At 65.7% G+C, this 21,828-nt stretch carries 25 protein-coding genes; 9 read left to right on the plus strand and 16 right to left on the minus strand.

Features of this window, described 5'->3' with window-relative positions:
* Positions 1-27: 27 nt before the first annotated feature.
* The gene (locus G6N57_RS10320) at positions 28-843 is read right to left on the minus strand and encodes a hypothetical protein (protein ID WP_077740340.1); all 816 of its coding nucleotides are present in this window, start codon (positions 841-843) and stop codon (positions 28-30) included.
* Between the two features lie 96 nt (positions 844-939).
* Here G6N57_RS10320 and G6N57_RS10325 point away from each other — a divergent pair, with 96 nt between their 5' ends.
* Both G6N57_RS10325 and G6N57_RS10330 read left to right on the plus strand, forming a co-directional pair.
* Complete coding sequence (locus G6N57_RS10325) at positions 940-1,659, plus strand: response regulator transcription factor (protein WP_003879841.1); 720 nt, start codon at positions 940-942, stop codon at positions 1,657-1,659.
* Positions 1,660-1,689: 30 nt separating this feature from the next.
* A complete protein-coding gene (locus G6N57_RS10330) occupies positions 1,690-3,123 on the plus strand; it encodes a sensor histidine kinase (protein WP_077740341.1) in 1,434 nt (477 codons plus the stop codon).
* Here G6N57_RS10330 and G6N57_RS10335 read toward each other — a convergent pair.
* Positions 3,083-3,499, minus strand: a complete 417-nt coding sequence (locus G6N57_RS10335; RefSeq protein WP_075920589.1) for an HIT family protein — start codon at positions 3,497-3,499, stop codon at positions 3,083-3,085. The two genes, G6N57_RS10330 and G6N57_RS10335, sit on opposite strands and share 41 nt — an antisense overlap.
* A 156-nt stretch (positions 3,500-3,655) precedes the next feature.
* Between G6N57_RS10335 and G6N57_RS10340 the strand changes: the two genes are divergently transcribed.
* Positions 3,656-4,624, plus strand: coding sequence for an acyl-ACP desaturase (locus G6N57_RS10340; protein ID WP_077740342.1), 969 nt, complete (start codon positions 3,656-3,658; stop codon positions 4,622-4,624).
* Positions 4,625-4,637: 13 nt separating this feature from the next.
* Here the strand turns inward: G6N57_RS10340 and G6N57_RS10345 are convergent, their stop codons facing one another.
* From G6N57_RS10345 to G6N57_RS10385, 9 genes are all read right to left on the minus strand, one after another.
* On the minus strand, positions 4,638-5,465 hold the full coding sequence (locus G6N57_RS10345; protein ID WP_077740343.1) for an SDR family NAD(P)-dependent oxidoreductase: 828 nt from the start codon (positions 5,463-5,465) through the stop codon (positions 4,638-4,640).
* A 29-nt stretch (positions 5,466-5,494) separates the two neighbouring features.
* Entirely contained in the window at positions 5,495-5,923 is a 429-nt protein-coding gene (locus G6N57_RS10350; protein WP_077740344.1) for a nuclear transport factor 2 family protein, read from the minus strand.
* Between the two features lie 92 nt (positions 5,924-6,015).
* Entirely contained in the window at positions 6,016-7,149 is a 1,134-nt protein-coding gene (locus G6N57_RS10355; RefSeq protein WP_003879847.1) for an NDMA-dependent alcohol dehydrogenase, read from the minus strand.
* Between the two features lie 92 nt (positions 7,150-7,241).
* Positions 7,242-7,781: a nuclear transport factor 2 family protein gene (locus G6N57_RS10360; RefSeq protein WP_064848664.1), complete on the minus strand. Its 540-nt coding sequence runs from the start codon at positions 7,779-7,781 to the stop codon at positions 7,242-7,244.
* A gap of 2 nt (positions 7,782-7,783) precedes the next feature.
* Positions 7,784-7,990 carry a ferredoxin Fdx gene (locus tag G6N57_RS10365; protein WP_003879849.1) on the minus strand — a complete coding sequence of 69 codons (207 nt, stop codon included), beginning with the start codon at positions 7,988-7,990 and terminating at the stop codon, positions 7,784-7,786.
* A gap of 4 nt (positions 7,991-7,994) precedes the next feature.
* Positions 7,995-9,359, minus strand: coding sequence for a lanosterol 14-alpha demethylase (locus G6N57_RS10370; RefSeq protein WP_077740345.1), 1,365 nt, complete (start codon positions 9,357-9,359; stop codon positions 7,995-7,997).
* A 7-nt stretch (positions 9,360-9,366) separates the two neighbouring features.
* Complete coding sequence (locus tag G6N57_RS10375; protein ID WP_077740346.1) at positions 9,367-10,176, minus strand: SDR family oxidoreductase; 810 nt, start codon at positions 10,174-10,176, stop codon at positions 9,367-9,369.
* The gene (locus tag G6N57_RS10380) at positions 10,177-11,379 is read right to left on the minus strand and encodes a cytochrome P450 (protein WP_077740347.1); all 1,203 of its coding nucleotides are present in this window, start codon (positions 11,377-11,379) and stop codon (positions 10,177-10,179) included. It abuts the gene before it with no gap.
* 22 nt (positions 11,380-11,401) lie between these two features.
* The gene (locus G6N57_RS10385) at positions 11,402-12,013 is read right to left on the minus strand and encodes a TetR family transcriptional regulator (RefSeq protein WP_077740348.1); all 612 of its coding nucleotides are present in this window, start codon (positions 12,011-12,013) and stop codon (positions 11,402-11,404) included.
* Positions 12,014-12,202: 189 nt separating this feature from the next.
* On the opposite strand from G6N57_RS10385, the gene G6N57_RS10390 reads away from it, so the two are divergent.
* The 5 genes from G6N57_RS10390 to G6N57_RS10410 are packed head-to-tail and all read left to right on the plus strand — an operon-like array spanning position 12,203 to position 16,990.
* The gene (locus G6N57_RS10390; RefSeq protein WP_077740349.1) at positions 12,203-13,672 is read left to right on the plus strand and encodes an aldehyde dehydrogenase; all 1,470 of its coding nucleotides are present in this window, start codon (positions 12,203-12,205) and stop codon (positions 13,670-13,672) included.
* A 19-nt stretch (positions 13,673-13,691) separates the two neighbouring features.
* The gene (locus G6N57_RS10395) at positions 13,692-14,444 is read left to right on the plus strand and encodes an SDR family oxidoreductase (protein ID WP_019344176.1); all 753 of its coding nucleotides are present in this window, start codon (positions 13,692-13,694) and stop codon (positions 14,442-14,444) included.
* A complete protein-coding gene (locus tag G6N57_RS10400) occupies positions 14,441-15,328 on the plus strand; it encodes an NAD(P)-dependent oxidoreductase (RefSeq protein WP_077740350.1) in 888 nt (295 codons plus the stop codon). The genes G6N57_RS10395 and G6N57_RS10400 overlap by 4 nt, the downstream gene beginning before the upstream one ends.
* Before the next feature lie 2 nt (positions 15,329-15,330).
* Positions 15,331-15,774 carry a carboxymuconolactone decarboxylase family protein gene (locus G6N57_RS10405; RefSeq protein WP_077740351.1) on the plus strand — a complete coding sequence of 148 codons (444 nt, stop codon included), beginning with the start codon at positions 15,331-15,333 and terminating at the stop codon, positions 15,772-15,774.
* The gene (locus G6N57_RS10410; protein WP_077740352.1) at positions 15,764-16,990 is read left to right on the plus strand and encodes a hypothetical protein; all 1,227 of its coding nucleotides are present in this window, start codon (positions 15,764-15,766) and stop codon (positions 16,988-16,990) included. Before G6N57_RS10405 ends, G6N57_RS10410 begins: the two co-directional genes overlap by 11 nt.
* A gap of 26 nt (positions 16,991-17,016) precedes the next feature.
* On the opposite strand, the gene G6N57_RS10415 is transcribed toward G6N57_RS10410, so the two are convergent.
* The 3 genes from G6N57_RS10415 to G6N57_RS10425 all read right to left on the minus strand — a co-directional run bounded on the left by G6N57_RS10415 (position 17,017) and on the right by G6N57_RS10425 (position 18,985).
* The gene (locus tag G6N57_RS10415; protein ID WP_234815599.1) at positions 17,017-17,472 is read right to left on the minus strand and encodes a hypothetical protein; all 456 of its coding nucleotides are present in this window, start codon (positions 17,470-17,472) and stop codon (positions 17,017-17,019) included.
* An 11-nt stretch (positions 17,473-17,483) separates the two neighbouring features.
* Entirely contained in the window at positions 17,484-18,041 is a 558-nt protein-coding gene (locus G6N57_RS10420) for a sensor domain-containing protein (protein WP_077740353.1), read from the minus strand.
* Positions 18,042-18,109: 68 nt separating this feature from the next.
* Complete coding sequence (locus G6N57_RS10425; protein ID WP_077740354.1) at positions 18,110-18,985, minus strand: EspA/EspE family type VII secretion system effector; 876 nt, start codon at positions 18,983-18,985, stop codon at positions 18,110-18,112.
* A 119-nt stretch (positions 18,986-19,104) separates the two neighbouring features.
* On the opposite strand from G6N57_RS10425, the gene G6N57_RS10430 reads away from it, so the two are divergent.
* Positions 19,105-19,812: a M15 family metallopeptidase gene (locus tag G6N57_RS10430; RefSeq protein ID WP_077740355.1), complete on the plus strand. Its 708-nt coding sequence runs from the start codon at positions 19,105-19,107 to the stop codon at positions 19,810-19,812.
* A 12-nt stretch (positions 19,813-19,824) separates the two neighbouring features.
* Here the strand turns inward: G6N57_RS10430 and G6N57_RS10435 are convergent, their stop codons facing one another.
* Both G6N57_RS10435 and G6N57_RS10440 read right to left on the minus strand, forming a co-directional pair.
* On the minus strand, positions 19,825-20,454 hold the full coding sequence (locus tag G6N57_RS10435) for a TetR/AcrR family transcriptional regulator (RefSeq protein WP_077740356.1): 630 nt from the start codon (positions 20,452-20,454) through the stop codon (positions 19,825-19,827).
* 38 nt (positions 20,455-20,492) lie between these two features.
* Complete coding sequence (locus G6N57_RS10440; protein WP_174814552.1) at positions 20,493-21,719, minus strand: cytochrome P450; 1,227 nt, start codon at positions 21,717-21,719, stop codon at positions 20,493-20,495.
* Positions 21,720-21,828: the final 109 nt, after the last annotated feature.

Raw genomic sequence — 21,828 nt, forward strand, 5'->3', positions numbered from 1 at the left:
GGGTCGAACGCGGCCTAGTTTAGCGGGTCAGTCGTCGGCGTCGATAATTCGCTGGGAGGCGACCGGCCGTGGGGAGGATCGCCGGGACGATCGGCGCGGTAGCGGGATGCGGTCGGCGATGTTGCTCAACGGGTTGACCACCTGGCTCAGCGTGATGACCGCCTCGTGCAGAGCGTCGATCGTCGGCGCGAGTGCTTCCAGTCCGGGCGCCAACCGGTTGAGGGTGTCGGCCACATCGGCGAGCTTGAGCAGCGGGCCGTCGGGATCGGTGAGAGTGTCCAGCAGGCCGCCCTCGGCCAGCAGGCGATCTGCCACCCCGTCCTCACGCAGCACCCGCTCGAACAGGCCGTCATTGGCCAGCAGTTGATCGGCGAGTCCGCCGGGCGCGATTACCCGGGACACGGCGCCGTCCTCGGTGGTCAGCCGGTCCAGCAGGCCACCTTCCATGGTGACCTGGTCCACCAGGCCGCCGGGGGCGACCGCTCGGGCCACGGCGCCGTTGTCCGCGGTCAAGCGGTCCATCAGGCCACCCTCGGCAGTCAGCTGGTCGACGATGCCGCCCGGGCGCAGCAAACGGTTGATCGGGCCTTCGGGTGCCAGTGCCCGGCCGAGCGGCGCGTCGTCGTCCAGCAGTCGCGCCAAGCGGTTCGCGCGCTCGACCGCATCGTCGATGCCGAACAGCGAGGCCATCGATGACCTGCCGTTGAGTGGGTTGGCATCGGTGATACCGCGCTGCACCGCATTGAGCGTCTCGTTGGCGATGCCGAGTCCGGCGTCGGCCACGGCCAACCCGATGCGGACGGGGGCGGTAGCAACCTGGACCAGCGTCTTGCCGAGGTTCATGGGCGTCAGTGTAGTTACCCGCATCACAGCTAAACTCACAGGAAGTGCACAGCGTGCATGCAGGTTGAGTTCAACAGGCACGATCAACATCAGGGAATGGCCATGCCTGCAGTTCCTGAGAGCGTCCCCGAAGCCCGAATCCTCGTTGTCGACGACGAGGCCAACATCGTGGAGCTGCTGTCCGTCAGCCTCAAGTTCCAGGGTTTCGAGGTGCACACGGCCTCCAACGGCGCCGCCGCGCTGGACAAGGCCAGGGAAGTACGGCCAGATGCGGTGATCCTCGACGTGATGATGCCCGGCATGGACGGCTTCGGGCTGCTGCGCAGGCTGCGCGCCGACGGCATCGACGCGCCCGCGCTGTTCCTCACCGCTCGCGACAGCCTGCAGGACAAGATCGCCGGGCTCACCCTGGGCGGCGACGACTACGTGACCAAGCCGTTCAGCCTCGAAGAGGTGGTGGCCCGGCTGCGGGTGATCCTGCGCCGGTCCGGTCGGGGCGTCGAGGAACCCCGCAGCGCCAAGCTCTCCTTCGCCGACATCGAGCTCGATGAGGACACTCACGAGGTGTGGAAGGCCGGCGAGCCGGTATCGCTGTCGCCGACCGAGTTCACCCTGCTCCGCTACTTCATCATCAACGCGGGCACCGTGCTGTCGAAGCCGAAGATCCTCGACCACGTGTGGCGCTACGACTTCGGCGGCGACGTCAACGTGGTCGAGTCTTACGTTTCCTACCTGCGCCGCAAGATCGACACCGGCGACAAGCGGCTGCTGCACACCCTGCGCGGTGTTGGCTATGTTTTGCGCGAGCCGCGCTGACGCTGACGCTGCCAGCGGCATACTTTTGGAGTGTTAGACCGGGTAGAACGGCGCGGTGTGCCGTTGCGCATCAGCCTGGTGGCCGTGGCCCTCGTCCTGGTGGCGGGCGGGCTGCTCGCCTCCGGCGTCGCGGTGACCTCGATCATGCGGCACACCGAGGTCAGCCGCATCGACCAGACGCTGCTCGACGCCGCGGGAAGCTGGGCCCAGGAGCCGCGTCAACTGCCCTCGACGCCCCTGGAAGGCCCGAACCCGGCCCGCCCGCCGTCGAACTTCTACGTTCGCGGCGTCGACCAGGACGGCAGAACCTGGATCGCGATCAACGACCGGGAGGCGGAACCGTCACTGCCCGACGACAACGACGTCGGGCCCGTCCCGGTGACCGTCGAATCCGTCGGCGAATCCGATGTGCAGTGGCGGGCGATGACGGTGCAGGGCCCGAACGGTGAACGCACCACGGTCGCGATCGACCTGTCCGACGTCCAGTCGTCGGTGCGTGCGTTGATCTGGTCGCAGGTGGGCATCGGCACTGTGGTGCTGTTGGTCCTCGGCATCGTCGGCTACGCCGTCGTGCACCGGAGCTTGCGTCCGCTGGTCGAAGTGGAACAAACCGCGGCGGCCATCGCCGCGGGACAGTTGGATCGCCGTGTGCCCGAACGGGATCCGCGTACCGAGGTGGGCCGGCTGTCGTCGGCGCTCAACGGCATGCTCGCCCAGATCCAGCGGGCGGTGGCGTCTTCGGACGCCTCTGCCGAGCAGGCGCGCACGTCCGAGGAACGGATGCGCCGATTCATCACCGACGCCAGCCACGAGCTGCGGACCCCGCTCACCACCATCCGCGGATTCGCCGAGCTGTACCGACAGGGAGCCGCCCGCGACGTCGAGATGTTGATGGGACGCATCGAGAGCGAGTCGCGGCGGATGGGCCTGCTGGTCGAGGATCTGCTGCTGCTGGCCCGGCTGGATGCCCAGCGACCGTTGGATCAGCATCGCGTCGACCTGCTCACCCTGGCCACCGACGCCGTGCACGACACCCAGTCGATCGCCCCGAAGCGGCGGGTGCGTATGGAGGTGTTCGACGGTCCCGGAACTCCCGAGGTTCTCGGCGACGAGGCCCGGTTACGTCAGGTGCTGAGCAACCTGGTCGCCAACGCGGTGCAGCACACCCCCGAAACCGCGGGGATCACAGTGCGCGTCGGCACCGACGACGACCACGCCATCATCGAGGTGTGCGACGAAGGTCCGGGCATGAGCCAGGACGACGCGCGCCGGGTATTCGAACGGTTCTACCGCGCGGACACCTCACGAACGCGCGCGAGCGGCGGCACCGGCCTTGGCCTTTCGATCGTGCATTCCCTGGTGCTGGCGCACGGAGGCACCGTCAAGGTCACCACGGGGCCAGGTCAGGGCTGCCGGTTCACCGTCAGCTTGCCGAGGATTGCAGATCTGCCAGCGCGGCTTTGATCTTTGCCTGCGCGGCGTCGAGGGATTCGGCCGACGGATTGTGGTCGACGTGGGCGAAGCCGAAGTCGGCCAGGTTGTAGGCCGGGAACACGTGCACATGCAGGTGCGGCACCTCGAGGCCGGCGATGATCACGCCGGCACGTTGTGCACCGAAGGCCTGGCACACAGCCTTGCCGATCAGCTGTGACACCTCCATCACCCGGCCGAACACCGCGGGCTCGACGTCCTGCCAGTTGTCGATCTCGGCTCGGGGAACCACCAGCGTGTGGCCCTGAGTCATCGGTGCGATGGTCAGGAACGCGACGATGTCATCGTCTTCGTAGACGAATCGCCCGGGCAGTTCTCCGTTGATGATCTTCGTGAAGACGGACGCCATGTCGCCAAGCATAGTGAGAGCCCGATCTGGGCCTGCCGGGCGTTTGACGCGGCGCGCGGAGTCGTCGTTATCGCCGATCGTGCTCTATCGTTTGCTGAACGGGGCGGGGGATTTTAGCTAGTCCGATGTCGTCGTACATCGGCTTTAAGGGGATTCATGCAGCAGGAGCTGACCGATGCGGTTTTGCAGGCCGAGCTCGAGCAGATAGCGGAGCAGAACCTCAACCGGCATCTGGCCACCACCAAGGACTGGTACCCGCACGATTACATCCCGTGGGAGTCGGGTAGCAGCTTCGCCGCCGCCGGGGGCCGGGACTGGGATCCCGAGCAGTCGCAACTGAGTGACGTGGCCCGCGCGGCGATGATCACCAACCTGCTCACCGAGGACAACCTGCCGTCGTATCACCGTGAGGCCGCCGGAAGCTTCTCCCAGGACGGGCCCTGGGGCGCATGGGTGAATCGCTGGACCGCCGAGGAGAACCGGCACGGCATCGCCATTCGGGACTACCTGGTGGTCACCCGCGGCGTCGACCTCGTCGCGCTGGAACAAGCCCGCATGGAGCATGTGACCAACGGCTTCACGTCCACCGACGAAGAGCGGGCCATGCACAACTCAGAATTCCTGATGTCGGTCGCCTACGTGACCTTCCAGGAGTTGGCCACCCGGGTCAGCCACCGCAACACGGGCAAGGTCTGTGACGATCCGATCGCCGACCGCCTACTGCAGCGCATCGCCGCGGACGAGAACCTGCACATGATCTTCTACCGGAACATGTGCGAGGCCGCCCTCGAACTCTCGCCCGACCAGGCCTTGGACGCCGTCGGCGCGGTCGTCGAGAACTTCCGGATGCCGGGGCAGGGGATGCCGGACTTCCGCCGCAACGGTGTGCTGATGGCCAAGCACGGGATCTACGACCTGCGTCAGCACCTCGAAGAGGTTGTGATGCCGAACCTGCGCAAGTGGCGGATCTTCGAGCGCACCGATTTCAGTCCCGTCGGTGAGGCCCGGCGGGATCAGCTGGGGGCGTTCCTGGAGGACCTGCAGACGAAGGTGGTCAAGTTCGAGGAACAGCGCGACCGCCTGCTGGCCCGCGAGGCCGCCAAGCGCGAGCGCGAAGCGTCCTGACCCGGTTGACCCGTTACGTCCCGGAGATGGTCGCATGCAGTTCCTCGACCGTCCACGGCGGGGTGCTGTGATGGTCGCGATAGCCGATGAAACCGGTTGAGGGTCGGGCGAATTCGCCGATGAACCCGCCCGCGGCGATGAAGATGCGGCCGGTCACGTCTCTGGCCTCGTCGCCGGCCAGGTAGGCGTATGTGGGGGCGACGTATTCCGGCGGAGCGGCGTCCAGCGCGCCCTGCATGCTGACGTCGTCGAGCAGGCCGCGGCGGTTGAGATCGGCGATGTGCTGCTCGTAGTCCGACCCGGTGGACAACCGGGTGCGGGCACCGGGGCACACCACGTTGGCCCGCACCCCGTGTTCCTTGAGCTCGGCGGCAATGGCCAGGGTCAGCCCGTTGACCGCACCTTTACCGGCCGGGTAGCCGCTGCCGCCGTAATCGCCGAGGAACGCGAAGGAACTCGTGTTGACAATGGCGCCGCCGCCTTGGGCCACCATCTTCGGTGCCGCCGCGCGACAGGTTTCGAACACCGTGCCCAGATGCGCGTCGAGCAGGTCGTGAAACTGGGCACTGGTCACGTTCAGAATGGATGAACCGACGGGTTCGGCGGTCCCGGCACAGTTGATCAGGATGTCGACCCGGCCGAACTCGGCGACGCAGGTGTCGACGAGCGCATCGGCCACCGTCGGGTCGGCAGGTGAACCGGCATGGGCGACACCGGAAATCCGCTGTGCGGCCGCCTCTGCCGCGTCGGTGTCGCGGCCGTTGACCACCACACCCGCACCCTGGGCGGCAAGGAGTTCGGCAACCGCCAGCCCGATACCGCGGGTGCCGCCGACCACGATCGCGCCGCGGCCGGCCAGCGACCCGGTGGTCAGTTCCCGTCCTCCTGCGCGAACTGCATGGCCTCCAGGTTCCAGTAGCCGCGCAGGTTGGTGATCAGTCCTTCGTCGTTCACCTTGTAGGTGAAGACGCCACGCACGGTGGCGGTGAACCCGTTCGGAAACTTGGTGCGCAGCACCAGGATGTAAGCGATCTCGTTCGGCGAGCTGGAGGGGAACGTCTCCTCGCAGGTGACGGTCAGCTCATTGGGCCCGATGTTGGTGTCATAGAACGCCGCAAGCGCCTCTTTACCGCGAATGCCGGTGCCGTCGGGGTTGGTGACGGCCTCACCGATCGGGTCCTCGACCAGGATGTCGTCGGCCATGAGCGCCAGCCAGCCCTCACGATCACCCGATTGCACGCACCTCCACGACGAGCGTGAGGCGACGACTACGGGTGTCTCGGTTTGTGTTTCGGTCACGAGTTTCCTTCCTAGATATGCCGAAACGGCATTCCGGCAGGCGTCTTGTCGGACTTCTCCTGCTGGAATGCCGTTTCGCGTGAGATGGGGGTTTAGCGGTCGGCGTCCGTGTAACGGATGACGCCGCGGATGTTGCGACCTTCGAGCATGTCGGCGTAGCCGTCGTTTATCTGCTCGAGCTTGTACTGCCGGGTGACCATGTCATCGAGGTTCAGCCGGCCGGCCTTGTACATGCTGAGCAACTGCGGGATGTCGTGGTGCGGGTTGCCGCCGCCGAAGATGGTGCCCTGCAGGCGCTTCTGCAGCAGGGTCAGCATCGACAGGTTGAGCTTCACGTCGTTGCTGGCCATGTTCGCGACGGCGGTGGCCACCACGGTGCCGCCCTTGGCGGTGATGTTCATGTAGTGGTCGATGTCCTCGCCCTTGAGCTCGCCGACGGTGACGATCGTCTTGTGCGCCATCCGGCCCTGGGTGACCTCGGCGACGCCGGCCATCGCGGAGAAGATGTCCGGGTAGGCGTGGGTGGCACCGAACTTGAGCGCGTTGTCCCGCTTGAACTCAACGGGATCCACCGCGAAGACATTGCGCGCACCGGCGGCCAGCGCACCCTGCAGTGCACCGGTGCCGACACCGCCGACACCGACGATGACGACGTCGTCGCCGGGGCGGACGTCCCCGCTGCGCACGGCCGAGCCGTAGCCGGTGGTGACACCGCAGCCCACGAGGCAGGCCACCTCGAACGGGATGGACGGATCGATCTTCACGACCGAGCTCTTGTGCACCACCATGTACGGGCTGAAGGTGCCCAGCAGGGTCATCGGGATGACGGGCTGGCCGTTCTTGACCGCGTGGATGCGATGGGTGCCGTCGGACACGGCGGTGCCGGCCAGCAGGCCCGCGCCGAGATCGCACAGGTTACGCAGGCCCTCCTGGCAAGCCGGACATTCACCGCAGGACGGGATGAATGACAGCACGACGTGGTCGCCGGGCTGGATGTGGTCGACGCCGGGGCCGACCTCGGTGACGATGCCTGCGCCTTCGTGGCCGCCGAGCACCGGGAACCCTGCCATCGGGATGTCGCCGGTCACCAGGTGGTGGTCCGAATGGCACATGCCGGAGGCTTCCATCTGGATCTTGACCTCGTCCTTGACGGGGTCACCGATCTCGATCTCCTCGATCGTCCAAGGTTGATTGAACTCCCAGATGAGAGCGCCTTTGGTCTTCATCGCGTGTGCCTTCCACTAGAGCCGTTGACCACAGACTAGAGCTATTAGTTGCGTGGGTCACACCCACCCCCAAGCAACTGCTTGGCAAGGGACTACCAGATCTTCACCGGAGCTTCGCCGAGCGGGTAGTAGCCGGGCAGTTTCTCGCCGGCCAGGCTGCGCTCGATGCGCTTCTGCATGGTGGGGGTGAGGTCGCCGGACTCGATGAGCTTCAGGAACGCCTTCTGCACGTGGCCGAAATCGAAGAAGTCCCGCTGCCACTCGATGAGCAACTGATCGTTGAGCCGGAACCAGCTGCCGCCGATGCCGTAGATCTCATCGCGACTGCCGTCGCTCTTGTTGGCGATCTGCTTCCAGAAACCGACGATCTCGTTCTGCTTCTCGTCGATCAGCACCCGCTGGTACTCGTAGACCCAGTTCTCCAGGCCTTCCATCTCCAGACCCAGTGCCACGTCGCGGATTTCGTCGCGGCCGACGCACATCACGTCTTCCTTGGGCCCGATGTTCCAGCCGTAGGTGGCATCCTCGGTGTAGAAATCGGCCAGCGGCTTCCAGTCACCGGCCTTCTCGGCTTCCTGGTTGGCCTTCAGCCAGCGGTCGGACCAGGCTTCGAGCTCGTTTCTTGACGCCATTGTCATTCCTTCTCTGTGATGGATAGAGCGCGGGTAGGACACATCTCGACGGCCATCTCCACGGCATCGCGGAGTTCGTCGGGGGGTTCGGAGTCGAGGATCTCGACGACGCCGCGCTTGGGCACCCGGAACACGTCCGGAGCCTCCAACTCACACATGGCGTGGCCTTGGCACAGATCCTCGTCGAGCTCAACGCGATAGCAGCCCATGGGACTAATCCTTGACTCGCTTGCGGTAGCGGACCTTTGCCGGACGGGCCAGCTGCACCACCATCTTCGAGTGGTCGTTCTGGTAGCTCTCGGCCGGCTGTGACATCTCGAACTCGTACTCGCGCAACAGGACCGAGAAGATCGCCTTGATCTGCATCTGGGCGAATGCGGCTCCCACGCAGCGGTGCTTGCCGGCCCCGAACGGGATCCAGGTCCACCGGTTGATCAGATCTTCCTGGCGCGGCTTCTCGTACCGGTCCGGGTCGAAGGCGTCCGGGTTGGGGAAGTCCTCGGGGATCCGGTTGGAGATCGCCGGGGACGCGGCCACCATCTGACCCTTGTGGATCGGGAAGCCCGCCACTTCGAACTCGTCCTGTGCCACCCGCATCAGGATGATCAGCGGCGGGTGCAGGCGCAGGGTTTCCTTGAGCGCATTGTCGATGTTGGGAATCTGGCGCAGCGCGTGGAAACTCACCTCCTGGCCGTCGGCGTACAGCTCGTCGAGCTCGTTCTGAACCTTGGCGTAGAAATCCGGATGGCGCAGCAGCTCGATCAGAGTCCAGGACGACGTGCCCGAGCTGGTGTGGTGGCCGGCGAACATCAGCGAGATGAACATGCCGGTGACCTCGTTGGCAGAGAAGCGCGGATTGCCCTCCTCGTCCTTGATCGACACCAGAACGTCGAGCAGGTCACGATCGCTCTTGTCCGTGGGCGGATTGGCAATTCGCCCGTTCATCACCTCTTGGACCAGCTCCACCAGGTTGGCCCTGGCCTCGTCGCGCACCCGGAAACTCTCGATGTCCAGATACGGATCCACGTAGCAGAGCGGATCGGTGCCGCGCTCCAGCAGGTGGTAGTAGTTGGCGAACCGGGAATCGAGCTGATTGCGGAACTTCGGCCCGATCAGGCAGGCCGTCGACGTGTAGATGGTCAGTTCGGAGAAGAACTCCAGTAGATCAATCTCGCCCGCGTCGCCCCAGTTCTCGATCATCCGCCGCACCTCGTGCTCGATGGTGGCGGCGTGACCCTTCATCTGCTCACCGCGCAGCGCGGTGTTGTGCAGCATCTCGGCGCGGCGCTCCGGGTCCGCGTCGAACACCACGCCCTCGCCGAAGATCGGGGTCATGAACGGGTAGGCCTCGGCCTGGTTCAGTTCGCTGTCGCTGGAGCGGAAGAAGAACTCGTTGGCCTCCGCACCGCTCAGCAGCACCACCTGCTTGCCGGCCAGCTGGAACCAGCCCACGTCACCACATTCGTCACGAATGCGCTGCATCAGGCCGATCGGGTCGGTGCGGAACTCTTCAAGGTGACCGTGCTCTTCCTCGCCACCTGAAACCCGTTGAACTTCTTTGAGTTCAGAGCTCGTCATGTTTCTCTCAGCCTTCCACTCTCAGCTTCTGGCGATCCTTGACGTCGGACAGTGGCGCCTCGGGCTGAATCTCCAGTTCGGCGATGAAGCCGCCGCGGGGAGTTTCCGCGACGAAGGTGATGGCCCGCGCGAGATCGGCTGCGCGCAGGAAGTAGTCGTGCCTGGCCTGGCCCCACTTGGCCCAGTCCTCCAGCATCTCGCCGACCTTGTCCATCGGCGCGCTCCAGCCCATGGCGGTCTTGGTGGGCCCGGGGTGGACGACGGAGGCGCGCACACCGGTGCCCTCCAGTTCCATCTGCAGGGTCTTGGCCATGCCCAGCAGTCCGGCTTTCGCGGCGCCGTAGCCGCCCATGTACGGGCGCGGACGCAGGGACACATCGGAGCCGACGAAGATGATGTCGCCGCGGCGGCGCTCGACCATGCCCGGAAGCACCGCGGTGGCAAGGCGATTGGCGCCGATGAGGTGAATCTGGACCTGGTTCTCGAACTCGTCGGTGCTGATCTCGTGGAGCTGGCCGAAGAAGGTGTCGCCGGCGCCGGCCACCAGCAGCTCGATGTCGCCGAGTGCCTCGGTGGCACTGTGCACGAACGACTTGACCGACTCGGCGTCGGTGACATCGAGCGGCAATGCGATCGCCTCGCCGCCGGCAGCGGTGATCTGGTCGACGAGCTCCTGGCATTTCTCGACGCGGCGTGCGCCGAGGGCGACCGGGAACCCGTGCGCGGCCAGTTCGGTCGCCGTGGCGGCGCCGATACCGGACGACGCGCCGGCCACGATGGCCGGTCGGCGATCGGGATGGGGTTCGAAACGGGCCATTTAGCGTGCCTCCACCGTGATTGGAAGATGTGCGAATCCGCGGACGGAACTGGAGTGGACGCGGACGGCGTTGGCCTCGTCCACCTCGTATCCGCGGATTCGCTTGAACAACTCGGTCAGCGCCACCCGGGCCTCCATGCGCGCCAGGTGCGCGCCGAGGCAGAAGTGGGCGCCGCTGCCGAAACTCACCAGCTTGGGACCGATCTCGCGATCGATCCGGTAGTCGTCGGGATTCTCGAAGACGCGTTCGTCGCGATTGGCCGAGCCGATCAGCAGTACCAGTACATCCCCTGCGGGAACCGTGGTGTCGTAGAACGTCAGGTCCTCGGTGACCAGCCGGGCCAGGATCTGGCTGGAGGCGTCATAGCGCAGGGTTTCTTCGACCCACGGCACGACCAGGTCGTGGTTGTCGAACACCGGAGCCAGCTGGTCGGGGTTCTTGTAGCCCCAATATGCGGCATTGGCAAGAAGTTTGGTGGTCGTCTCGTTTCCGGCGACCACCATGAGGAACAGGAATGCCATGATCTCGTCGTCGGTGAGCCGGTCGCCGTCGATCTCCGCTTCCACCAGCGCCGACGTCAGATCGTCGCTGCGGTTCTTGCGGCGCTGCTTGACCATGTCGGCGTAGTAGACCAGCAGCTCCCCGGACGCGGCGATCGCGGATTCGGGGACATCGGCGACGCCGTCCTCACGGTGCATGACACCGTCGGCGAGAGCCCGGATCCGAACCCGGTCCTCTTCAGGCACACCCATCAGCTCGGAGATGACGTCCATCGGCAGCTTGCCCGCGAAATCGTCTACGAAATCGAATGTGCTGCTCTGCAGGGCGGTGTCGAGATGCTGGTGGGCGATCTCGGTGACCCGGCCCTCCAGTTCGCGGATGCGCCGCGGGGTGAAGCCCTTGGACACCAGCGTGCGGAGCCGGAGGTGGCCGGGATCGTCGAGCGCCAGGAACGACATGACGCGGTGCGCTTCGTCGTTGCGTGAGATCGGGTCGAGGGACACGCCGTGCCGGTTGGACAGCGTGACGCTGTTACGAAAACCCTGCAGCACGTCGCTGTGCCGGGAGAGCGCCCAGAACTTGAGTTCTTCGTTGTGGTAGATCGGGGCCTCGTCACGCAACCGCTTGTAGTACGGGTACGGATCCTCGTGGAAGTCGTAGTCGTACGGATCGAAGATCAGCTCGACGGCATTCAAGGTCATTTGTCCTCTCCCAGGCTCAGGCTCATTTGTCCTCCCCGAGGACGAGGCCGACGACGTAGGTCAATCGGTCGGCGATCTGGTGATAGGTGAAGGCGCCGCTGCCGGCGTTGACCAGCGCGCCGAAGAACGTCATCTCCAGTGCGGAGACGATCCGGGAATCGGCATCGGGCCCGACGGCCGAACGGATGCGCTTGTGGATCTCGGCACCGATGCGGTCACGCACCTTGCGCACCGCCGGATCGCTGCCGCCTCCCAGCAGGGCTGTGGTGCAGGCGGCCGCCACCTCGGGCTCGTCGGCGACGACCAGCGTCAGCGCCCGCAACGCCTTGTCGACACGGGTGGTCATGGAGTCGTTGACGTCGGTGAAGTATGGGCACCGGCTGACCAGATCCAGGTACATCTCGGCGATCAGATGGTTCTTCGACGAGAAGTAGGTGTAGGCCGTGGCCGGTGCGACCCCGGCGCGTGCGGCGACCGCACGCACCGTCAGATCGGCATACGACGATTCACGCAACATCTCGGTTCCGGCGGTCAGGACCTTGCGGAAGGTCTCCTCCTGCCGGCGGTTGCGCGGGGCCTCCTTGTCTGGCTCCGGAGTTGGTTCTGTGACTGCAGACACCGCATCGCTGGACACATGTCCAAGTTATCCGACGATATCGAGGTTGGGCAAGTGCGGATCCCGAAAGGCGGCAATGAACTGCATATTCTGGCGCCGTATGGGCCCTGGAGGGGCCGGCCCTTGCGGCTCGACATCGTCTGCGGCTATCGTTCGAAACGAGACAGCCGGACAGTTGTCCAGAATCTTCTGAAGTGGAGTTCACCGATGCCGGTACTGGCCGATCGCCAGAGTCAACTGCTTATCGACGGGAAACTCGTCGCCGGGGGCGGCGGAGTGTTCGAGACCGTCAACCCGGCCACCGAGGAGGTGCTCGGCGTCGCCGCCGATGCCAATGCCGAGGACATGGGCAATGCCATCGAAGCGGCCCGCCGTGCCTTCGACGACACCGACTGGTCGACGAACACCGCGCTCCGGGTGCGCTGCCTGCGTCAGTTGCGTGACGCGTTGCGCGAAAATGTCGAGGAATTGCGGGAATTGACGATCGCCGAGGTGGGTGCCCCGCGCATGCTCACCGCCGGGGCGCAACTGGAAGGCCCGATCGACGATCTCGCCTTCTCGGCCGACACCGCCGAGAACTACGAGTGGACAACCGATCTCGGCCACGCCACCCCGCAGGGCATCCCGACCAACCGCAAGATCGCCCGGGAGGCGGTCGGTGTCGTCGGCGCCATCACCCCGTGGAACTTCCCACACCAGATCAACCTGGCCAAGGTCGGCCCGGCCCTGGCCGCGGGTAACACCCTGATCCTCAAGCCGGCCCCGGACACCCCGTGGGCGGCCGCCGCCGTCGGCCAGATCATCGCCGAGCAGACCGATTTCCCGGCCGGCGTGATCAACATCGTCACCTCGAACGATCACTCAGTGGGCGCGCTGCTGTCCAAAGATCCTCGGGTGGACATGGTTTCGTTCACCGGGTCGACGAATACCGGACGCGCGGTGATGACCGACGCGGCGCTCACGCTCAAGAAGGTGTTCCTCGAGCTGGGCGGCAAGTCGGCGTTCCTGGTGCTCGACGACGCCGACCTGGCCGGGGCCTGCTCGATGGCGGCCTTCACGGTGGCCATGCACGCCGGGCAGGGCTGCGCGATCACCACCCGCCTGGTGGTGCCGAGGGCCCGTTACGACGAGGCCGTCGAGGCCGCTGCCGCCACCCTGGGCGGCATCAAGCCCGGTGACCCCAACAGCAAGCGGACGGTGTGCGGCCCGCTGATCTCGGCCCGCCAGCGCGACCGGGTGCAGTCCTACCTCGATCTCGCTCTGCAGGAAGGCGGCCGGTTCGCCTGCGGCGGTGGGCGTCCCGCGGACCTGGACACCGGGTTCTTCATCGAACCGACCGTGATCGCCGGCCTGGACAACAACGCCCGGGTGTCGCGCGAGGAGATCTTCGGGCCGGTGCTGACCGTGATCGCCCACGACGGGGACGACGACGCCGTGCGGATCGCCAACGACTCGCCGTACGGCCTGTCGGGCACCGTGTTCTCCGGCGACGACGCCCGCGCTCAGGCCGTGGCCGCCCGGATGCGCGTCGGCACCGTCAACGTCAACGGCGGCATCTGGTACTCGGCCGATGCCCCGTTCGGCGGCTACAAGCAGTCCGGAGTCGGCCGCGAGATGGGCCTGGCCGGCTTCGAGGAATACACCGAAATCAAGTGCGTCGCGACGCTCGCGAACTAGAGGACTGAGGAGATTTTCGATGGGACAGTTCGATAACAAGGTGGCCATCGTCACCGGGGCCGGTGGCGGTATCGGCCAGGCCTACGCCGAGGCGCTGGCCCGCGAAGGTGCCGCGGTCGTGGTGGCCGACATCAACACCGAAGGTGCACAGAAGGTCGCCGACGGCATCAAGGGCGAGGGTGGCAACGCGCTGGCAGTCCGGGTCGACGTCTCCGACATCGATTCGGCCAAGGACATGGCGGCGCAGACGCTTTCGGAGTTCGGCGGCATCGACTACCTGGTCAACAACGCCGCGATCTTCGGCGGCATGAAGCTCGACTTCCTGCTCACCGTCGACTGGGACTACTACAAGAAGTTCATGAGCGTGAACCTCGACGGCGCGCTGGTCTGCACCCGCGCGGTGTACCGCAAGATGGCTAAGCGTGGCGGCGGCGCGATCGTCAACCAGTCCTCGACCGCGGCGTGGCTGTACGCCAACTACTACGGCCTGGCCAAGGTCGGCATCAACGGCCTGACCCAGCAGTTGTCACGTGAGCTGGGCGGCCAGAACATCCGGATCAACGCCATCGCACCAGGCCCGATCGACACCGAGGCCAACCGCACCACCACGCCCAAGGAGATGGTGGACGACATCGTCAAGGGAATCCCGTTGTCCCGCATGGGTCAGCCCGAAGACCTCGTCGGCATGTGCCTGTTCCTGCTGAGCGATCAGGCCAAGTGGATCACCGGCCAGATCTTCAACGTCGACGGCGGACAGATCATCCGGTCATGAGCACCGACGAGCGCTCGCGCGAGGAGCCGGCCAGCCCCGTGAAGTACGGATACATCGGCCTGGGCAACATGGGTGCCCCGATGGCCAAACGCCTGGCTGAATGGCCGGGCGGGTTCGTCGTGTACGACGTGCGGGCCGAATCCATGGCGCCGTTCGAGGAACTCGGCGCGACACTGGCGGACGACGTCGCGGATGTCGCCCAGGCCGACATCATCAGCATCACGGTGCTCAACGACGAGCAGGTGCGTTCAGTGATCGCGGACCTGGCGCCAAAGGTCAAGCCGGACACCGTGATCGTGATCCACTCGACGATCAGCGACACCACCGCGGCCGAGCTCGCCGAGCAGTACAAGCCGCAAGGTATCCACATCGTCGACGCCCCGGTGAGCGGCGGTGGCGCGGCCGCCGAGAAGGGTGAGCTGGCCATCATGGTCGGTGCCGAGCGGCCCGTCTACGAGCGGATCAAGCCAGCGCTCAAGCAGTTCGGCACGATGGTGATCCACGCCGGCGAGCCCGGTGCCGGCACCCGGATGAAGCTGGCCCGCAACATGCTGACCTTCACCTCGTACGCCGCGGCGTGCGAGGCCATGAAGCTGGCCGAGGCGGCCGGGCTGGACCTCGGTGCGCTGGGCCGCGTGGTGCGTCACACCGATGCGCTGACCAGCGGTCCGGGCGCCATCATCGTGCGCGAGAACATGACCGAGCTGACCCCGGATCATTGGCTCTACGACGCCTTCACCCACACCCGGGGACTGGGGGAGAAGGACCTCAGCCTGGCTCTGGGGCTGGGTGAGGTGGTGGGAGTGGATCTTCCGTTGGCCCAAGTGGCCTTGCAGAGGCTGGCCGACGGCCTCGGCGTACCGCACAAGAACGATCAGGAGTGACGATGGACGAGTTGCGCGCCAAGGGTCTGGCCAAGATGAACGAGGTCTACGGCTGGGAGATGCCGAACATCGAAGGCGATCCGTACTTCGATCTGACCGTCGACCACCTTTTCGGCACCATCTGGACCAAGCCTGGCCTGTCGATGCGTGAGAAGCGGCTGATGACGTTGTCCGCGGTGACCGCCGTCGGTTCGCAGGACCTCGCCGAGATCCAGGTCAATGCCGCGTTGCTCAACGGCGAGTTCACCGAGGAAGAGCTCAAGGACGTCGCGATCTTCCTGACCCAGTACCTCGGCTTCCCGCTCGGCTCCGGTCTCAACGGCACGGTGTCCAAGGTGGTGGCCAAGCGCCGCAAGGCCGCTGAGAAGGGGCTCGAGGAGGACCGGCGCGCCAACGTCAACGCCGCGGTCAAGATGAACACCGGGAGCGAGCTCGATGACAAGTAGGTATGCCTCGCTGACCCGCGACCAGCTGGTCACGCTGGTGCCCGAGCTGCTGCTCATGGGTCAGATGATCGACCGCTCCGGGATGGCCTGGTGCATCAGCAATTTCGGCAGGCCCGAAATGCTGCAGATCGCCATCGAGGAATGGGCCGCGTCCAGCCCGATCTACACCAGACGGATGCAGAAGGCGCTCAAGTACGAGGGCGTCGACATCATCACCATCTTCAAGGGGCTGCAGCTCGACATCGGCGCCCCGCCGCAGTTCATGGATTTCCGCTACACGGTCCATGACCGCTGGCACGGCGAGTTCCACCTCGATCACTGCGGGGCACTGCTCGACGTCGAGCCGATGGGTGAGGACTACGTGCGCGGCATGTGCCACGACATCGAAGATCCGACCTTCGATGCCACCGCGCTGGCCACCAACCGCAAATGCCAGGTGCGTCCGATCCACCGGCCGCCCCGGACCCCGGCCGACCGGCAGCCGCACTGCGCCTGGACCGTCATCATCGACGAGTCCTATCCGGAGGTCGACGACATCCCGGCGCTCGAGGTGATCGGCCGGACCCGGGCGGCCCAAACGGTTTTGGATCCGATCGACCCATCCGATGAGGGCGCGTCCGACTACTCGGGGCCGCTGCTGTCGGACTTCGACTTCGCGGCGTTCTCGCACTCGGCGCTGGTTCGCATCGCCGATGAGGTGTGCCTACAGATGCACCTGCTGAACCTGTCGTTCATTCTGGCGGTGGGTGCCCGGGCTGGTGCGAACACCGAACTGGCCACCGAGATCTGCACCAAGCAGCTGATCGGTGTGGCCGGGTTGGGTGCCGAACGTATCCACCGCGCGCTCGACCTTCCGGGCGGAATCGAAGGGGCGATGCGGGTCCTCGAATTGCATCCGATGTTCAATCCCTCGGCATACGTCGACGCCGAGTTCGGTCCCGACACGGTGTCGGTGCGCCGATCGCCTGCGCATGAGGACGGTTCCTGGGTGGCGCTGACCGGGCCCGCCGAGACCCGGCCGTTGCGGGCCGTGGTCGCCGCCGTCAACCCGCATCTGTCCGTCGAGGTCATCGGTTCCGACACGGAATGGACCGCCCGGGTGTTCGAAACCGAGACCGCAGCAAAGGAATTCGACGAGGTAGCGGTGACGAAGTTCAGCGGCGGTGCGTCCTTCGTGTTCGAGCCACGGAAGTCACTGCCGCTGACCGTGGTGTGATTCGTCGCCGACCGGCGTCGGGGTCTCTAGTCAGTAGGAATCGTCAGCATCAGGTACCCGTCGCCCCAAGGCTGCACAATCACGTCGACCGGGAAGGTGGCGCGGTGATCTTCGCTCCGCAGGTAATCGCCGCTGATTCCAGCGGCTTTGATCGGTTTCCCGTTCTTCTCGAAGATCAGCAGGCTGGCTTGCGAGTCGTAGGAGCTGCTCTTGATGACGGGTGAACCCACGGTCTCTTCGATGGACTCGCGACTGGCGTATTCGTGGAACAGATGCACCTCGTCCCAATCCCAGCTGGTGAAATCGCTGAGTCGGCCTGACTTCTTTTCGTGTAGAAGGCTTTCCAGGCCGTCATTCAGTCGTTGATCGTTGTAGTCGATATCCATCGACGGCCTCATCGCCCGCTTGGCCAGGTCGCAGCTGGTCACGGACAGACAAAGAACCAACACGATGAGTGCGGTTCGCATCCTGACGAACGTCATCCGGGGTGCCCTCACGGGTGCTCCGCTTGTTCGATGCCGTCGAGTATCGCCAGCACAACCCGCGCGCTGTCGGGGAGACCGAGCACGCCTGTGCTGATCAGCGCAGTGCCGGCGAGCCGATACGCGCTGTGAGCCCCGTCGGCATGGTCACTGTTGAGCAGCAAGGTGTTTGGGTCTGGGCTCTCCGCCGTGCGGCGGTAGTATCCGGTACCCGTCTTGATGCAGCCCGGTATCGCTGCCGCGACCCGGTCGAATGTTGCCTGCGCGGTCGCCTCGTCCGGGTAGACGGCAATCGCCTGGCGGACATCGGCCATGATGGGTAGCACGGGCGCATCCAGATCAGCGGCATAACCGACAGCGCGGAACTGTTTCCAATCACTTCCGAAAACCGTGGGCGGATCGAAGACGGCGCGACATGGTTCCGGCGTGTCCGGGATCGCAGCAGGTGCGGTGGTATCCAACTCCGGCACGTCGCGGAAACCGTTGACCCCGGCGATCGTTCGCACTTCTTCGACGGGAAGTACCGCGGCTGCAGTCGCATTCGTGCTCTGCACCGTGGCCGACGGCATCGGTGCATCAGGTCCGCAGGCCGCTACCAGGAACGTGAGGCAGCAGCAAGCTGCTGCACAGGTACGGATCACAGCCGCCTCATCCTGGGCATGTCGGCATAGCCGGCCGTGGGCGTCGTCGGGACCCCTGTCGCGCCGGAAAGGCGCGGTTGGTTACTCGGCCCCGCCCCCTGCGCAACAGGCGGAGCAACTCCCGCTCCTTCGATACCGAGCTCGACACCCTCGTGCGCCAAGTCGGCCTGTTCTTTGGCCAGTGCTCTCCGCTCCTCGTTCCAGGCAATCTTCACACCTTCAGGTGCGCTGTCCGGCGGCCTCGTCGCTCGGAGTTTCGCGACCTTCTGATTCCACTCGTTCAGCTTCACGAACCACTCCGCAACTTTCTCGTCGTGAGTGCGGTTGTCGTCTGGCGTGACCGGAGGCGGATTTTCCTTCCATCCCGCCGCCTTCTTGCTTTCGCCCGCGATCGCGTCGTACTGCTCTCGGATGTCGTCGATTCGGCGTCCGATGACGCCCATCTCTTCGGTGGACCGTTGCACGGTGTCGCTGACTTGGCTGAGACCCTTCCGGGCCAGGATCATTCGCATTCTGTCTCCGGACTGCCCACCGGGGATCGAGGCGTCGGCTGCTGCGACCCACCTCTGCAGGTCGTCGAGGTTACGCCGGCCTGCCGAGACCACCGAGGCGGAATTTGTGACCTCGGCAGCCATGCGCTGGTCGAGATCCGCGAGCTTGCCGTAGACGGCGGCATGTTCGGCGTTCTTTGCCGCGTAGGCCTGCGAGGCCGTGCCCTGCCAGCGGTCGTCGGGCGCTGCCGACTCGATCGTGGATTGCATCTCCCGGAGCCGTGCGCTGCCGTCGGACGCCTCACCCGTCGTCGGGGCACCCTCACCGAACGTGGTGCGTGCCTGCGACCACGTTGTGTAGAAGGCGTCGAGTGCCCCCACGGCTCACCCCCGGCTGGATCGAGGTCTCAAGTCTATGACGCGGCAAACTCCACGTAGGGCGCCAATTCTTCGCAAGGGCCGATGGTGGGCCTGCCGGTTCCGCGATCTACAGTCGCGGGGTGGGCATCGCAACCGTCCGCGCATGTGCCCTGGTGGTGGGCCTGTTCACCGGGTGCACGGCCGCGTGTGCCGGTGGTGCACCGGAATCGGGGCGGGCACCGGAAACCATCTCCGCCTCACCGCAGAATCCGCAACCGAGCGCAGAGCCCGAGCAACCCGCGCGGGTTGAGCCCGTGGATGCGGCGGCGCTGGGGGCCGGCTGGCGGCCGGGATGCCCGGTGCCTCCCGCCCAGCTCCGCCGAATCACCCTGTCGTACATCGGTTTCGACGGGCGTTCGCACCGCGGTGAGTTGGTGGTACACAGTGACGTGGTCGGCGAGGTCATCGAGATCTTCGCGGACCTGTACTCGGCGCGATTCCCGGTCGAGAAGATGCGGACTGTCGACCACTATCCCGGCGCGGCCGATGAGCTGTCGATGCGGGACAACAACACCTCGGCGTTCAACTGCCGGCCGTTGCCCAGCGGATCGTGGTCATTGCACGCCTACGGGCGTGCGGTCGACATCAACCCGCTGGTCAATCCGTACATCTCGGCTTCCGGTGACTTGCAGCCGGCCACCGCGCGCGCGTATCTGGACCGGACCCGCACCGACCAGGGGATGGTCCGCGACGGTGATGTGGTGGTGCGGGCCTTCGCCCGCCACGGCTGGCGATGGGGCGGGCACTGGCACGACCCGATCGACTACCAACATTTCGAACGGCGCTGAGGTTCCGACGGCCTAAACCCCGGCTGACGGCCTCTCGGATGCCACATGCCCGCTCGCCACCGCCGAGCCCACCCAGCGCAGCAGGTAGTTGCGCAGCGCTTCGCCGGTGCGCGGCGGACGGCCCGGGTCGATGACGAACGACTGGATGATGCGCAGGACAAACTCGGCGAGCTCATCGAGTTCGGTGTCGGTGTAACCGGCCTCAGCCCAGTCGACGTCCATCTTGTGCAGCATGGCGCGGGCAAAGTCGACCGCGACATCCGAGGTCACCGACTCGGTGTGGGCGTTCGCCCGGCCGGGAGCCACGAGCAAACCGATGTGCTTGTCCTGGGGCAGCCACGCCAGCGAGGTCGCGATGGACTCGGTGACGGCCTCCACCGGATCGGTCATGCCCTTGATGTGGGCGGCCAACCGGTCCAGGAAGTCGCTGGCCGCATGCACCGCAGCCGCCACCAGCAGGGCATCGGTGCTGGGGAAATAGCGGTACACGGTCTGGCGGGTGACACCGAGGGTGCGGGCCACGTCGGCGATCGAGAAGTCCGCACCCCGCTCGTCGATGGCCTTCCCGGCCGCGGCCAGGATGCGGGCAATCGCCTCGTCATCGGTGGCCGGGGCCGAGCCGGACCACCCGTGCGTTCGCATGGGCGAATCCTAGAACAACGGGCCGGTCAGGCCGCCGGTCAGCCGTGGTACGAGACCGGCAGGTCCTTGACGCCGTTGATCCACCCGGACCGGAGACGTTGCGGCTCACCCAGTTTGGCGATGTCCGGGATCTGATCGGCGATCTCGTTGAACATCAGCTTGATCTCCATTCGCGCCAGGTTGGCGCCGATGCAGTAATGCGCGCCGTTGCCGCCGAACGCCAGGTGCGGGTTGGGGTTGCGCAGGATGTTGAACGTGAAGGGCGACTCGAAGACTTCCTCGTCGTAGTTGGCCGAGCTGTAGAACAGGCCGGCGCGCTGCCCGGCCTTCACGGTGACGTCACCCACCTGGGTGTCGACCAGGGCGGTGCGCTGGAAGCAGTGCACCGGGGTGGCCCAGCGGATGATCTCGTCGACCGCGGTCTCGGGGCGTTCGCGCTTGAAAAGCTCCCACTGGTCCGGGTTTTCGAGGAAAGCGTTCATGCCGTGCGTCATGGCGTTGCGGGTGGTCTCGTTACCGGCCACGGCGAGCAGGATCACAAAGAATGCGAACTCCACCTCGCCGAGCGAGTCACCATCGACATCGGCCTGCACCAGGCGCGTCACGATGTCGTCGGCCGGGCACTTCCGGCGCTGTTCGGCCATGTTGTACGCGTAGCCCATGAGCTCCGCGTTGGCCATCGTCGGATCGGCGTCGAAGTCCGGGTCGTCGGTGTTCATGATCGCGTTGGTCCAGTGGAAGAGCTTCTCGCGGTCTTCCTCGGGCACACCGATCAAATCGGCGATGGCGAGCAGGGGAAGGCTCATCGCGACGTCGTCGACGAAATTGCCGCTGTCCTTCTTGGCCGCCGCGGCCACGATCTCCCGGGCCGCGACGGCGAGCTTCTCTTCCAGGGCGGCCACCGAACGCGGGGTGAACAGTCGCGACACCAGCTTGCGCAGCCGGGTGTGCTCGGGCGCGTCGTGGTTGATCAGCAGCGCCTTGGTGAGGTCGAGTTGTTCCGAGGTGACCCCTTCGGGGAGCCGCATGACGGCCCCCTTGGCGTTGGTCGACCACACTGTGCCGCCGTCGCGGGAGATGGTCTTGATGTCTTCGTGACGGGTGATCACCCAGTAACCGCCGTCGTTGAAGATCGACTCGTCCTGCGCGTTCCACCACACCGGCGCGGTCTGGCGCAGCTGGGCGAACTCGTCGACGGGAATCCCGCGGAGCAGGACGTCGGGATCGGTGAAGTCGTACCCCGCGCCGAATGGGCAGGCGCTCATGGTGGTCAAGCCGGATCATCTCCTCGTGTGACGGCGAGCACATTCCTGCTGTCGACCATACACTGCGGCGTCAAGTGTATGCCCGCAGGTTTCCCGCTACGCTACGACC

The organism is Mycolicibacterium boenickei (assembly GCF_010731295.1).
GTDB classification, from domain to species: Bacteria; Actinomycetota; Actinomycetes; order Mycobacteriales; family Mycobacteriaceae; genus Mycobacterium; species Mycobacterium boenickei.

Bases quoted from the DNA above. Each gene is read 5' to 3' on its own strand.
- G6N57_RS10440 (WP_174814552.1), bottom strand. From the start codon at position 21,719: ATGAGCGCCTGCCCATTCGGCGCGGGGTACGACTTCACCGATCCCGAC.
- G6N57_RS10340 (WP_077740342.1), top strand. From the start codon at position 3,656: ATGCAGCAGGAGCTGACCGATGCGGTTTTGCAGGCCGAGCTCGAGCAG.
- G6N57_RS10420 (WP_077740353.1), bottom strand. From the start codon at position 18,041: ATGCCGTCGGCCACGGTGCAGAGCACGAATGCGACTGCAGCCGCGGTA.
- G6N57_RS10415 (WP_234815599.1), bottom strand. From the start codon at position 17,472: ATGACGTTCGTCAGGATGCGAACCGCACTCATCGTGTTGGTTCTTTGT.
- G6N57_RS10320 (WP_077740340.1), bottom strand. From the start codon at position 843: ATGAACCTCGGCAAGACGCTGGTCCAGGTTGCTACCGCCCCCGTCCGC.
- G6N57_RS10410 (WP_077740352.1), top strand. From the start codon at position 15,764: ATGACAAGTAGGTATGCCTCGCTGACCCGCGACCAGCTGGTCACGCTG.
- G6N57_RS10365 (WP_003879849.1), bottom strand. From the start codon at position 7,990: ATGGGCTGCTATCGCGTTGAGCTCGACGAGGATCTGTGCCAAGGCCAC.
- G6N57_RS10405 (WP_077740351.1), top strand. From the start codon at position 15,331: ATGGACGAGTTGCGCGCCAAGGGTCTGGCCAAGATGAACGAGGTCTAC.
- G6N57_RS10375 (WP_077740346.1), bottom strand. From the start codon at position 10,176: ATGGCCCGTTTCGAACCCCATCCCGATCGCCGACCGGCCATCGTGGCC.
- G6N57_RS10395 (WP_019344176.1), top strand. From the start codon at position 13,692: ATGGGACAGTTCGATAACAAGGTGGCCATCGTCACCGGGGCCGGTGGC.
- G6N57_RS10335 (WP_075920589.1), bottom strand. From the start codon at position 3,499: ATGGCGTCCGTCTTCACGAAGATCATCAACGGAGAACTGCCCGGGCGA.
- G6N57_RS10400 (WP_077740350.1), top strand. From the start codon at position 14,441: ATGAGCACCGACGAGCGCTCGCGCGAGGAGCCGGCCAGCCCCGTGAAG.
- G6N57_RS10325 (WP_003879841.1), top strand. From the start codon at position 940: ATGGCCATGCCTGCAGTTCCTGAGAGCGTCCCCGAAGCCCGAATCCTC.
- G6N57_RS10390 (WP_077740349.1), top strand. From the start codon at position 12,203: ATGCCGGTACTGGCCGATCGCCAGAGTCAACTGCTTATCGACGGGAAA.
- G6N57_RS10435 (WP_077740356.1), bottom strand. From the start codon at position 20,454: ATGCGAACGCACGGGTGGTCCGGCTCGGCCCCGGCCACCGATGACGAG.
- G6N57_RS10370 (WP_077740345.1), bottom strand. From the start codon at position 9,359: ATGACGAGCTCTGAACTCAAAGAAGTTCAACGGGTTTCAGGTGGCGAG.
- G6N57_RS10355 (WP_003879847.1), bottom strand. From the start codon at position 7,149: ATGAAGACCAAAGGCGCTCTCATCTGGGAGTTCAATCAACCTTGGACG.
- G6N57_RS10380 (WP_077740347.1), bottom strand. From the start codon at position 11,379: ATGACCTTGAATGCCGTCGAGCTGATCTTCGATCCGTACGACTACGAC.
- G6N57_RS10360 (WP_064848664.1), bottom strand. From the start codon at position 7,781: ATGGCGTCAAGAAACGAGCTCGAAGCCTGGTCCGACCGCTGGCTGAAG.